Source organism: Bifidobacterium hapali, from assembly GCF_002259755.1.
Taxonomy (GTDB): domain Bacteria; phylum Actinomycetota; class Actinomycetes; order Actinomycetales; family Bifidobacteriaceae; genus Bifidobacterium; species Bifidobacterium hapali.
The window spans coordinates 48,888-61,362 of the sequence record NZ_MWWY01000015.1; the positions used below are offsets into that span (position 1 = coordinate 48,888).

Annotated in this window: 11 protein-coding genes; 8 read left to right on the plus strand and 3 right to left on the minus strand. The window is 51.6% G+C overall.

The window, feature by feature from the left end; genetic code table 11:
- Positions 1-230 precede the first annotated feature (230 nt).
- From BHAP_RS03725 to BHAP_RS03740, 4 genes are all read left to right on the plus strand, one after another.
- Complete coding sequence (locus BHAP_RS03725; protein WP_094729428.1) at positions 231-1,865, plus strand: type 1 periplasmic-binding domain-containing protein; 1,635 nt, start codon at positions 231-233, stop codon at positions 1,863-1,865.
- 172 nt (positions 1,866-2,037) lie between these two features.
- On the plus strand, positions 2,038-2,493 hold the full coding sequence (locus tag BHAP_RS03730; RefSeq protein ID WP_244569282.1) for a YraN family protein: 456 nt from the start codon (positions 2,038-2,040) through the stop codon (positions 2,491-2,493).
- Complete coding sequence (locus BHAP_RS03735; protein ID WP_094729419.1) at positions 2,493-4,028, plus strand: YifB family Mg chelatase-like AAA ATPase; 1,536 nt, start codon at positions 2,493-2,495, stop codon at positions 4,026-4,028. The genes BHAP_RS03730 and BHAP_RS03735 overlap by 1 nt, the downstream gene beginning before the upstream one ends.
- Positions 4,025-5,470, plus strand: a complete 1,446-nt coding sequence (locus BHAP_RS03740; RefSeq protein WP_211279680.1) for a DNA-processing protein DprA — start codon at positions 4,025-4,027, stop codon at positions 5,468-5,470. The genes BHAP_RS03735 and BHAP_RS03740 overlap by 4 nt, the downstream gene beginning before the upstream one ends.
- Positions 5,471-5,606: 136 nt before the next feature.
- Here the strand turns inward: BHAP_RS03740 and BHAP_RS03745 are convergent, their stop codons facing one another.
- Positions 5,607-5,951, minus strand: a complete 345-nt coding sequence (locus tag BHAP_RS03745; protein ID WP_094729420.1) for an MGMT family protein — start codon at positions 5,949-5,951, stop codon at positions 5,607-5,609.
- A gap of 48 nt (positions 5,952-5,999) precedes the next feature.
- Between BHAP_RS03745 and BHAP_RS03750 the strand changes: the two genes are divergently transcribed.
- Genes BHAP_RS03750 through BHAP_RS03760 form a run of 3 tightly spaced genes read left to right on the plus strand, consistent with a single transcriptional unit; the run spans position 6,000 to position 9,633 of the window.
- A complete protein-coding gene (locus BHAP_RS03750; protein WP_158216417.1) occupies positions 6,000-7,910 on the plus strand; it encodes an FAD-binding protein in 1,911 nt (636 codons plus the stop codon).
- 59 nt (positions 7,911-7,969) lie between these two features.
- Entirely contained in the window at positions 7,970-8,926 is a 957-nt protein-coding gene (locus BHAP_RS03755) for a succinate dehydrogenase/fumarate reductase iron-sulfur subunit (protein ID WP_094729421.1), read from the plus strand.
- A 35-nt stretch (positions 8,927-8,961) separates the two neighbouring features.
- The gene (locus BHAP_RS03760) at positions 8,962-9,633 is read left to right on the plus strand and encodes an O-methyltransferase (protein ID WP_094729422.1); all 672 of its coding nucleotides are present in this window, start codon (positions 8,962-8,964) and stop codon (positions 9,631-9,633) included.
- On the opposite strand, the gene BHAP_RS03765 is transcribed toward BHAP_RS03760, so the two are convergent.
- Positions 9,623-10,384 (minus strand): LOG family protein, encoded by a 762-nt coding sequence (locus BHAP_RS03765; protein WP_094729423.1) that lies wholly within the window; start codon positions 10,382-10,384, stop codon positions 9,623-9,625. The genes BHAP_RS03760 and BHAP_RS03765 overlap by 11 nt on opposite strands.
- Positions 10,385-10,413: 29 nt before the next feature.
- On the minus strand, positions 10,414-11,676 hold the full coding sequence (locus BHAP_RS03770) for a Na+/H+ antiporter NhaA (protein WP_094729424.1): 1,263 nt from the start codon (positions 11,674-11,676) through the stop codon (positions 10,414-10,416).
- 444 nt (positions 11,677-12,120) lie between these two features.
- Between BHAP_RS03770 and BHAP_RS03775 the strand changes: the two genes are divergently transcribed.
- A partial coding sequence (locus BHAP_RS03775) for a transposase-like zinc-binding domain-containing protein (RefSeq protein WP_420807707.1) occupies positions 12,121-12,475 on the plus strand: 355 nt, incomplete at its 3' end.

Consider the following 12,475-nt stretch of genomic DNA (forward strand, 5'->3'; position numbering starts at 1 on the left):
CGCACAGCACCTACAAACAGCTCTGCTGTTTGTAGGTGCTGTCCTGTCAGGGGAGCCCTTTCTAGGTAGTTAAGAGAAAAAGCTCTCAGCGTGCATCATCCGTGCGGCTGAGAGCTTTTTCATGGTTGTGTGACTAGAATCATGCCCAGATGAAACCAGACGCGACCTATAAAGGATGGATGATGACCCTGCGAAGCATCACGGACGCATCACGAGCGACCACGTTGCGGATGGTCGTCTTGAGACTAATCACGCTGATAGCTTGCACCGCCATGACATTGTCGTTATCGGCTTGCACATCAGACGAGGGAACAGATAAGCAGTCGAGTGGCACGGAATCATCCTCGAATCAGACCGTTGGCTCTGTCGCCGTGTTCACACCGTCAGATGGTGTGACAATCTCTGGTAATACTCCGTTAAACAAGTGGACGAAGTTTGTTCCAGCACTAACCGATGCACTGCGCGAGGAAGGTTTCGCCAAAAAACACATTACAACGTCGAGCGCTGACAGCTTAGACAAGCAAAGTCGTGATATCCAAGATTACGTGGTCAATCATGTGTCTGCAGCAAACTCTTCTAGTACGGACGGTACTGCAGCAAATAGTGCAGACGATGTCACGCTTATTGTCGCACCTGTCACTTCCGCTGACGATACTACGCGCCAATACGGCGATTACGTGAGTGCCACGATTACTACAGCAACATCGGACACAGCCAACAATAGTACTTCCAGCGATGATGCAACCTCTGATGAGCATCAAGCGTTAGAACGGCTCACTTCAGCGCTGACACTCGCTCAAGAAAATGGCATGCACGTCATCATGTTGGCGAGCACTATAACAGGTTTCCAGCCTAATGCTTATGTGCGTATGTCTACCGCAGAAATGATCGGCACTATTCAAGCATTGAAACTTGTCAACAAGCTTGCTCTTGATACAGTGAGCAAGGATAATCCTAAGAACATTGAAGTACTTGTGCCGTATACGCCACAATCCAGCGCAAACAGCGGTGTGGGTGCAGTGCTTGGTTTGCCATCTGCTGATGACGACGATGAGTCAGCCGAGCCAACTGAGGAAGGTGCCCAGTTTGCGCAAGAAGTATTCGCTGGCGCATGGTCAGTACTTCAGCCATATTTCAAGTCAGGTAAGGCGGTCAGTTCATCCGGTTTGCTGACTGCTGATACGACAGCTGACGATTGGCATAGTGTTGCGTTCGCGTGCACTAAGCAAGAGGATGCTGGTGTCGCGTTACGTAAACGGCTTGCTATGACTTCTCGTGATGATACACATACACGTATTGACGGCATTATCGCGATGAATGACTATACCGCTGCCGGCGTAGTTAAGGAGCTCGCTGATCTTGGTTATACCGGTTCGGCGGCTGATATTAACCCGTCTATTACGATTTCTGGCATTGTTGAGAACATTACTGGTAAGAAAGATCTCCAGCGTAGTAAAGTTCCTGATCCGATCAAAGCACCTGAAACAGATACTGAAACATCCAAGGATAGCTCGACAGACAATAGTGATGCGGATAGTACTGTCGAGCAGACTAATGCACGTTGGCCGATCGTTACTGGGTATGGTGCGTATGTTGATGTGATGCCGCAGATTGTTGCTGGACAACAGTGGATGACTGCAACAGAAGATCGCGCCTCACTAGCGAAAGATACTGCACAAGCATGCCGTCTGCTCAATGCAGGCACCGCGTTAACTTCGTCTACGCTTAGCGCCCTGTCTTCGAGTAAAGTCAACGGTAAAGATACGTCTACGATTAGTGAAGATCTACTGGCAGTAAGTGCGTACAATCTCAAGGCCGCACTTATCGACCCGGGATATATTACGCTCGCTGAAGCTGGTCTGTGACCGTATTCGCGGCAATTGCACGCTATCTAACAAACCAACTTATCCACATTCAGGAAACTTCCAGCGAATTTGTCCACAGTGACTTATCCACAACACGCCGACAAGTTGAGTCTGCGTCCACATACCCCGGTTGAGCTTGCGCGCATCGAACATCATCTGTTGCACTGGTGGTATGAATACTGTAACCACATCATCGACGATGAACGACGTACCGCCAGATCAGCTGACGTTGCAGGAACTGTACGACGCAATCGCAGACTATACGCTCCCGCCTGCCATGCTAGGCGTGCTCGGCGAGCACATTGCAGCTCGATGGCTTGAAGAACACGGCTACACTGTTATCTCACGTAACTGGCATTCTCGTTTCGGTGAGCTTGATCTCGTTGTGATGAATGCTGATCGACGACTCATATTCGTTGAAGTCAAAACGCGACGTTCCACACGATTCGGCATCCCACAAGAATCAGTTACCGCAAGAAAACAAGCCAATCTCAAACGCACTGTCGCATATTGGTTCATGGAACCCGAACATCGCATACCTCACATCGGTACACGCTTCGACGTAATCGCCATTCTTGCCCCAATCGGCATGGAACCAACTGTTAACCATATCGAAGGAGCGTTCTAATGACTATCGGCAGTGCATTATCAGTAGGCTTACTCGGGTTAAAAGCATTTCTTGTTCAAATTCAAGCGTTTATTTCACCCGGTCTACCCCATTTTTCGATTATCGGGTTGCCAGACGCTTCATTGAGCGAAGCTCGCGAGCGCGTGAAATCAGCTTGTCAAGCGAGCGGTTTTCGATGGCCAGACACGCGAGTTACCGTCAACCTCTCCCCCGCTTCAATGCCGAAACGAGGCTCGTCACACGATTTAGCAATCGCAGCAAGCGTGTTAAGTGCTGCCGGCATGATTCCACCTGATCAGCTCATCTCATCGATTGTGCTCGGCGAAGTAAACCTTGACGGCACAGTATTGCCAATCCACGGTTTGCTACCGATCATGTTGCATGCACGTGATCATGGTATGCAACGTATAGTTGTGCCGGCAGCTAATCAGGATGAAGCCAAACTCATTGACGGACTAGAAGTCTTATGTGTTCGCCACGTCGGTGAATTAATCGAGCTTCTGGGAGGTAATGCTCGATATACCGCACCGACAGATGGTCCTGAGATGATCCATACCACGGACGATACTGCAGGGTTTACGCCGCCCGCATTGGGCGATATGTCTGAAGTTGTTGGCCAGCGAACTACGAAATGGGCGTTGCAAGTGGCTGCAGCAGGCGGCCATCATCTACTGATGACTGGTCCTCCTGGCTCTGGTAAGACCATGCTTGCATCGCGTATGCCCGGCATTATGTGTCCGCTAACACCATCAGAGCAGCTGGAAGTCGCTTCGATTCGTTCTCTGTGTGGCACGTTGCCTAACTATGGCATTACTGACGTGCCTCCTTTTGAAGCACCACATCACACTTCGTCCACTGCAGCTCTTGTAGGTGGCGGTAGTGGAACTGCTCGACCGGGCGCAATCACACGCGCGCATCATGGCATTCTGTTTATGGATGAAGCCCCCGAGTTTGCAACTCGCACATTGCAAACGCTACGTGAACCATTGGAATCCGGTTATGTTGCCATTTCTCGATCAAAGGGCACTGCTTTTTACCCGGCGCGTTTTCAGCTTGTTATGGCTGCTAACCCGTGCCCATGTGGGTTTGCATACGGTACTGGGGAACGGTGTACGTGCAGGGAGAGAGATCGTATCAAGTATTTTTCACATTTATCTGGACCAATCCTTGACCGTATTGACATTCAAGTTGAAGTACCACCGGTTGATCGTATCGCTACACAGTGTAATGAACCGGTTGAATCAAGTCGTGATATGCGTCGTGCTGTGATTCTCGCACGAACCACAGCACGTGAACGATTCGCACGATTTGGCTGGTCATGTAATGCGCAAGCGTCTGGCGAGTGGCTGCATAAGCATACGTCTGACAAAGCACTCACGTTAGTCAATCGTGCATTGGAATCACATCGGCTCAGTTTGCGCGGCGCAGACCGAGCATTGCGACTCGCTTGGACGCTCGCTGATTTAGCAGGACATGTTTCGCCTGGATGTGATGAGATGAGTCAAGGTATTACATTGCGAACGAGGGTCTCATGACTGCTACGAACAATACTAATCCGATGAATGTCACTATCGATAGCGATACGTTGGCACGTGCGGCACTCACCTGTTGTATTGACGGAGCCGACGCCATCATGTACGCAACTATTAAAGGCATCGGCAGTGCAAGTGACGTACTGCAACGGATTATTGCATCAAGACCGCAAGCAAGCGAGGCAGCCGCTACAGCCGCGAGCAAAACATTAGAGCGCGGTTTTATTGATGGATTAATTCGATGGGGACGTCAGCCCAACGCTCGTTCGATGGACGCATTCCGCACTACGCTGGCCGGATGGCATCGCCGACTTGAACAACTGCCCTCATTACACATCGAATCATTAACCGAATGGCTAACTGTCGAAGGCACACAATGGATTATCGGCCCAAATAGTCCATACTGGCCTCATCAGCTTGATGATTTATCTATTCGTCGAGATTGGGCAGCTCCACTGTGTTTATGGGGCATTGGCGACCCGGGAGCACTCGTAAGCTGCCCTGCACCCATAGCGGTAGTCGGCTCGCGAGGTGTTAACGAATACGGCCGCGTATTAGCTCGACATATTGGCGAGCGCGCTGCTGCTGACGGTCATCTCGTGGTGTCAGGAGGAGCAATGGGCGCTGACGCAGCAGCGCATTGGGGCGCATTGGCTGCTATGGAATCAGCTGCTGATCCTAACGTTGTTGGACGCACTGTAGCCGTATTTGCTGGCGGGCTCAATCACGTCGGGCCGCAATGTAACCAGTTATTATTTGACCGTATTGTCGCTTTACGTGGTGCGCTAATCAGTGAACTGTGCCCCAATACAATTCCAGAAGCTCGACGGTTTCTTTTACGCAATAGAATCATCGCAGCATTGGGTGCTCAGGTGATCGTTACACAAGCACGGTTGCGATCAGGCGCGCTCAATACTGCCGGTTGGGCTGCAGAACTCGGTCGTGAAGTGTACGCTGCTCCAGGTGATGCTGGAACGCCACATAATGCTGGATGTAACAAACTTATTCGCGATCATCAAGCGATTTTGTTAATGTCTGCCGACGATACGCGTGAAATTTGTCATCAAGCACATCATCCGGTAACCGCAACAGGCAACGATACTGAAAACTGTCAGCAATCGCAAAATGCACAGTCGCAAGAGGACATATCTGCAATCTCATCGCCACAGCAAGCACTGGTGACAACCGAAGATGACGGTTATCGTACGCTCGCTACAGCAATACGACGATGTCGTGCACAGCGGTTGCGAGCTGACATCGAAACAGTCACATCATGCATGGATGGAGCTCCGTCCATGTCAGACGTATTCGCATTGCTCGGTCGGCTAGAGCTTGAAGGATTGATTGCGATCAACGGCGGCGTGATTAGTCTCACTAATCCACAGCATGTGACTTCGTCATCTGTTTCAGATTCCCGGCTTCCCCTACCAGAAAAGTCACAATAAGCTTTGGTTCTGCTAAACCAAAATTGACATTAATCCTTTTCTTGGCTCCCCTTGTCAGGGGAGCTGTCAGCGAAGCTGACTGAGGGGTAGTCCGCAAGCATATACCAAAGTGGGTTTAACAGAGTCTAAGTGTTACTCAAGCATCCCACTGACACTGTGATAAATCGACACGCCACCCATTATCGCCTGCATTGTCAGCGCCCGGCCGCGGAGGAATAAATCGTACGCCTTCCGCTTCAAGCAACGCGCGTTGCGCATCTGGCCCGCCGAACGCGAAACCGGGTGCTAACGAGCCATCGCGAAACACCACGCGATGGCATGGGATGACACCCGGTTCAGGATTCGCATGCAACGCAAATCCTACAAACCGTGCATTACGCGGCCGTCCAGCTAGCGCAGCAATCTGCCCGTATGTTGCCACTTTACCGGCAGGAATTGCGCGCACCACGTCATATACTCGCTGATTGAACGTTCCCGTCATGACTCTATTATCACGCGTTCGTCCCGACGTCTCCCGACAATCATGGGTATGAGTCCGAAGCAGATTGAAGACATGTATGATGCGGTTATTGTAGGCGCGGGAGCTGCCGGCCTATCAGCAGCACTCGGTGTTTTGCGCTCCAATGCGATCCGCGAGTTGCGCGAATCAGGTATTGACCCGAAAATTTTGGTGATATCGAAACTACAGCCGTTGCGCTCGCACACTGGCTCAGCTGAAGGCGGTATTGCCGCGAGTCTTGGCAATGTGGAAGATGACGATTGGCATTGGCATTACTACGATACAGTCAAAGGTGGTGACTGGCTTGTCGATCAGGATGCGGCGAAACTGCTCGCCCAATATGCGCCGCAAACCGTGATTAATCTGGAACGTGACGGTGTGGCGTTTTCGCGTACCGATGATGGGCATATTGCGCAGCGTCGTTTCGGCGGTCATACGAAAGATTTTGGTAAGGAACCGGTGCGTCGTGCTGCTTATGCAGCTGATCGCGTAGGACATCAGATTTTGCACACGTTGTGGCAGCAGTGCGTGGCAGCAGGTGTCGTATTTGCTGAAGAATGGTATGTGACGGATCTCGTTGTCAATGATGATCACACGCGAGTAGCTGGTGTAGTCGCTTACGATACGCACACTGGTGCTGTGCATGCTATTCATGCGCACAATGTGCTGTTAGCGACTGGTGGAGCCGGACGACTGTTTCATACCACGTCGAATTCGTGGGATTTGACCGGTGACGGCATGGCGCTCGCCTTAGCCGCGGGTCTGCAATTGGAAGATATTGAGTTTGTACAGTTCCATCCAACTGGACTTGCGCATACAGGTATTCTGTTGTCGGAGGCCGCACGCGCTGAAGGTGGTGTGTTGCGCAATGCGAATGGTGAAGCGTTCATGGAACGTTACGCGCCGCAACATCGTGATTTAGCAGCGCGTGATGTGGTTAGCCGTTCGATTATGGCGGAGATTGATGCCGGTCGTGGCGTAGCCGATCCGAAAGATCCGAATGGTCCGAAGGATTGTGTGTGGTTGGATATGACGGGTATTGATCCAGATCATATGCAGGCCGTACTGCCTCAAGTGGTTGAAACTATTCGCATGTATGCCAATATTGATCCATCCGTTGATTATGTTCCAGTCAAACCGACGGCGCACTACACGATGGGTGGTATCCCAATTACGACAGATGGTGAAGTGTATCGTTGGATAAGTGAATCTTCCCATGAATCTACCCGTCGTGTTGTTTCTGGACTGTTCGCTGCTGGCGAATGCTCATGCGTTTCAGTACACGGTGCCAATCGTTTGGGAGGCAACTCCTTACTTGATGCATGTCTGTTTGGCAATCGCGCAGGCGAAACAATGGCTACGCGTATTGCTGAACGTCCAGTAGACAACCCAATGGCAGACGAAACAGACACTACCGATGACGATATGTCAGCTTTAGTTGATGCTGCCGCCACAGCGCGTAAGAGTAACCTTGCTGATGTGCTCTCAGCATCTGAAGATGCTGCTACCGACGACAATCCATATCAGCTACTTGCCGATCTCGGCCGGATTATGGAGCAGGCGGTAGCGGTTCGATGCAGTGCTGACACTATCAGGGAAGCCCTCAATACACTTCGCCACGAACTGATGCCTCGTGCAGCAGCATTACACGCACACAGCAATACGCCAACATTTAATCAGGAAATCACTGCAATCTGGGAGGCTCAGCATCTGAGTATGCTTGCTCAAGCAGTACTCACAGCATCTGATGCACGCCACGAATCGCGCGGTTCATTACGCCGTCTCGATTTCCCGCAACGCGATGATGAGCATTTCCTCACTCATTCGATGATCGATACAGTAGACAGTGGCGAAACCATGATGTCAACTCATGCTGAGTATGAGATTTCTTGGCAACCGGTGCATATTGACGATTTCCCGCCGAAGGCACGCGCCTACTGACGGCCACGGCTTATGGCACAATATAATGTCGTTTCTTGGTGTTTGAGGAGGCTGGAAGTATGAGCGGCATGGACGATGCTCCTGTTACAGTGACGCTACGCGTGAACCGGTTCACTCCACGTCCTGAACGTGATCGTGGTGCACGCGGCGGTAGCCCGTTCGCAAAAAAGAGCAGTTCTCCATTTGGCAGCAGTACTGAATCGCGTAACCGTCGTCCTCGCGGCAAGCAGTGGACACAGGATTATACGTTGCAAGTACGCCGCTCAGATACCGTACTTGATTGTTTGCTCACCATCAAACGTACTATCGATCCGACGCTAGCGTTTCGCTATTCTTGCGGTCATGGCATGTGCGGTTCGGACGCGGTTGCGATTAACGGTACACCGACACTGTTGTGTACCGCAACAGTTGCTCAGTGGGCAAAACAGCCGAACGCATTAGCAGCAACGGACGAAGAAGGATTCCGTCACACTGGCGAACGAGATAGCAGCACGGATATCGATAGCGAGACAAGCGACACTGCTGATGACGCTGGCGATACGCTTGGCGTGATCGAACTCGCTCCCCTACCCGGTTTTCCTGTTCAGCGTGATCTTATCGCTGATATTGATCCGATGCTTGATCAGATTCGTAAACTCAAGCCATATCTGCAAGCTGACGGGGTATTGGCAACCACGCATGATGGCAAGGTGGATGTGTTTGAATATCTTCAACATCCGCAACAGCTTGCTCGATATGAGACGCTGTCAAATTGCATTGCGTGCGGCGTGTGCGAAGGCAGCTGCCCGGTGTTTGCAGGTGGTGACGCGTTCATTGGTCCGGCTGCGTTAATCGCTGCATCACGGTTTGTCAACGATTCACGCGATACGGCTACAGCGGCACGTCTTGAGGCAATCGATACTGCTGATGGTGTGGCTGCTTGCCAGTCGGTACGTGCTTGCTCTCGACATTGTCCGCGTGGCATTGACGTTGGTGAAGAGATGTGGCAAATCGTCGCTAAGGTCAAAGAACGCTAAACCTGCCTTTAGAGGCTCGATTACAGGTGGTAGATATGGATAGAACGTCATACACGAATCTTGCTAAGGCTTGGGAATATGCGGAAGATCAAGCATTTTCTCGTCAGTCTACCGCACTTAATGAAGCTAGGTTGCGTGCTGAAGAAGCTGGTTTCCCACAAGGCCCCGCTGCACAAGCTGAACTGTTGGCGTTGCTAGTACGCTTGACGAATGCTACATCTGTAATCTCGGTTGGTACCGGTTCAGTGGTGGAAACACTACAGCTGGTGAACGGTTTGCATAATAATGGCCAGTTGACTGCTGTTGATTCGTCCGCTCAAGGCATTGTGCTCATTCGTTCATTGTTTGCGAAGCTCGCTGATAGTACGGCGACGACGTTGCGCGCTGTAAACGCTCCTGCTGGAGTATTCCTACCACGATTAAACGCAGATGATTACGATCTGATTGTTGTAGCTGGAGACGAGTCGAATTATGCTGCCACATTTGCGCAAGCGCCGCGTCTTTTACGCTCCCGCGGCATCATCGTGTTCACTGATATGTTTGCTCTAGGAGTTCCCGGCGCCAATGGAGGTGTGCTCAATCCAGCTGATCGTAGCGATAAAGCAGTTGCTATGCGTGAATTCATTACAACTGTAGAGTCTGACGAGCAGTTTGATACTACACTTACGCCCAGTGGCACCGGCTTATTGCTTGCGGTCAAACGCTAGGAATAGTGCTAGTAGCTACATGAACAGCTTCCTCAATATCGTCGGTAAGTAATACCAGATGCGGGTCGATACGCGAGATCATACCTCGCTTGCGTACAGGGCCATCAAGCCAGTCAAATAATCCTCGCCAATAATTTTTGCCGTACAACACCACTGGCATCGACGTCATTTTATGCGTTTGAACAAGTGTAAGCACTTCGAACAGCTCATCGAAGGTGCCAAATCCGCCCGGGCAAACGATAATGCCTGATGAGTATTTGGTAAACATAGTTTTGCGCACAAAGAAATATCGGAAACTCAATCCGAGCGTCACATATGCGTTCAAGCCTTGTTCAAAAGGTAGTTCAATACCCAGTCCGACTGACTTGCCACCAGCGAGCGCAGCTCCTTTATTAGCCGCTTCCATAATACCGGGGCCACCTCCGGTAATAACGGCTACATGACGTTGTGCAAGCAGCTGTCCCATACGCTCCGCAGCATGATAATCATCGCTATCGGACGATGCACGAGCTGATCCAAATACGCCTACAGCAGGGCCAAGATCAGCAAGCTCATCGAAGCCTTCCACAAATTCAGATTGGATACGTAGCACACGCCACGGGTCAATATCGCGCCAATCTTGGTGATCATCACCACCCAGTAGATTCGCTGTACTGCTCGCTGACGGAATCATTGATCCGCGCATGATAGCAGGACCACGCTGGTACGTAGCGCCTAGTGGTTCATTGTTCTGTGGCGTATTCTCAGTCATAGCTTTATCCTGCTTTGTGTTAGGCGAGGTCACGATGCCGTGCGCGCACGATATTGTTTCGACTGTTTGTTGAGCAGTACTCCTGAAATGGCTGCCGCAACGAGTGACGCGGTAAGCACACCGAATCGAGCCTCTGCTGACAATTCTGCATTCGTGTACGCAAGAGATGCAATCAAGAATGACACGGTGAATCCGATGCCACACGCGCAAGCTGCTGGGAACATGTCACGCACGCGGAGTCCTTCAGGCATTTTTAGTCGCCCCACATGGGTCGATATCCATGCCGTGGTCATAATGCCCAATGGTTTGCCTACTACAAGTGCCACAGTGATACCAATAACTACTGGAGAGAAAATCAGTTCAGGCGTCAATGATTGGAAGCGCACGCCAGTGGCAAAAAGAGCGAAAATTGGAAGCGCAAGCAGAGCGGAGAATGGCTGTAATTTACTGGCATAGCGTTCAGCGCGAGGAGACGCCTCACCAAACCGTTCTCGTGCAGGAGTGAGCAGTCCAACCAATACGCCAGCCAGTGTGGGATGTACACCCGCTTCAAACATCATTACCCACGCCAATATGCCAACGACAGCAACTACGAGCCAAGGCACACGACGCATGCGCACCAGTACATACCATACGAATGCGCATACAGCAATACCGATAAACCAGTACCATGCGTTCAATGATGAGAAAAACACCGCAATCAGAATAATCGCTAGCAAATCGTCAACAGTGGCAAGTGTCATGAGGAATGCGCGGATTGAGCCAGGCAATCCTTTCGCAAACAAGGCAAGGACAGCCAATGAGAATGCAATATCTGTAGCCGTAGGTATCGCCCAACCTTGCACCGTCTCGCCGTAAGGAATAGCACTACCAGTAGTAGGCAATAGTACATTGCCCACGCCTCCAGGACCATACTCCGAGAATAGGAACGTCACCAGTACAAACAGGATTGGAGGTGCGATCATACCGCCTACAGCACACAGCATTGGTACCGCTGCCGCCTTTGGATTGGCTAAGGAACCAGTTGTAAGCTCCTGCTTCAAATCAAGACCAACCGTCAAAAAGAAAATAGTGAGCAAACCATCCTGCGCCCAATGACCAATCGGTAAGTCGAGATTCGTGTGGGGAACAGCAATATGCGTTTCAGCAATCGTTTCAAACAAGTGCGCAGTAGCTGGCAAATTAGCAAGCACCAAGCCCGCGAATGCAAACGAGAGCATGATGAGACCTGACAGTCGGTCAGAAGCGGCAATATGCCGTATTGTGCCCCATACTCCTCGTTTCATTGCCATGATAATCCTTCCCGTTTGGGGCGCTTGCCAATCCCTGCTGATACCAGATATCTCGAGACGTTCAACACTGTGACGAATCTATATCTAATTCAGACATTCTGATTATACCCGAACGTATGTTCGTATTCGCTTAACGCATGTCGTCACCATGCCAGTGGCGGTTTTCTCTCGCTGAGACCACCGTAAGTGAGAGAAAACCGCCACGCAACAATACGCGTGGCAGAAAACGCTCGCTGAGACCACCGCAAGCGAGCGTTTTCGGGTTATAGGCCAAAATGTGTGTCTGTTTTGGCTCGCTTTCCTTTGTGGCAGTGGGCGTTTCCCCTGTTCGAGTTGTATGGGCGGGGAACTTGAAGTCGGCCAGAATGTGTGTCCGGAACAGGCTGTGAGGCCTTTCGGGACAACGGTTGAGCGGCTTTCGAGTTGGCGTGGCAGATTGGGTGGATGAACACACCCAGTTGCGCCGTGTGCGGCGAGCCGATGAAACGGAACGGAAGAACAAGCTCGGGGCGGGTCAGGTGGCGGTGCCGGGACGCCGGCTGCGGGAGCTCGCGCACCCAGTCGCGCGACAACAGGGCCCGTGACCTGCGGTGCGGACTGGACTGGCTGTTTTCCAAACGGTCGCAGGCCGAGCACGACCTGCCCTCCCGCACGCTGCGCCGCCGGTGCGAGCTGATGTGGGGCCTGTGGCCGCCGGTGCCCCTGGTGGACGAGGTGCATCACGTGGTGCATGTGGACGGCATTCACCTGCACCGCGACGCCGTGGTGCTGATCGCCATCGCCGACGGGCACGTGATCG

Coding starts and splice junctions, on each gene's coding strand:
- BHAP_RS03730 (WP_244569282.1), top strand. CDS start 2,038: ATGAATACTGTAACCACATCATCGACGATGAACGACGTACCGCCAGAT.
- BHAP_RS03750 (WP_158216417.1), top strand. CDS start 6,000: ATGAGTCCGAAGCAGATTGAAGACATGTATGATGCGGTTATTGTAGGC.
- BHAP_RS03735 (WP_094729419.1), top strand. CDS start 2,493: ATGACTATCGGCAGTGCATTATCAGTAGGCTTACTCGGGTTAAAAGCA.
- BHAP_RS03755 (WP_094729421.1), top strand. CDS start 7,970: ATGAGCGGCATGGACGATGCTCCTGTTACAGTGACGCTACGCGTGAAC.
- BHAP_RS03760 (WP_094729422.1), top strand. CDS start 8,962: ATGGATAGAACGTCATACACGAATCTTGCTAAGGCTTGGGAATATGCG.
- BHAP_RS03745 (WP_094729420.1), bottom strand. CDS start 5,951: ATGACGGGAACGTTCAATCAGCGAGTATATGACGTGGTGCGCGCAATT.
- BHAP_RS03725 (WP_094729428.1), top strand. CDS start 231: ATGGTCGTCTTGAGACTAATCACGCTGATAGCTTGCACCGCCATGACA.
- BHAP_RS03770 (WP_094729424.1), bottom strand. CDS start 11,676: ATGGCAATGAAACGAGGAGTATGGGGCACAATACGGCATATTGCCGCT.
- BHAP_RS03765 (WP_094729423.1), bottom strand. CDS start 10,384: ATGACTGAGAATACGCCACAGAACAATGAACCACTAGGCGCTACGTAC.
- BHAP_RS03740 (WP_211279680.1), top strand. CDS start 4,025: ATGACTGCTACGAACAATACTAATCCGATGAATGTCACTATCGATAGC.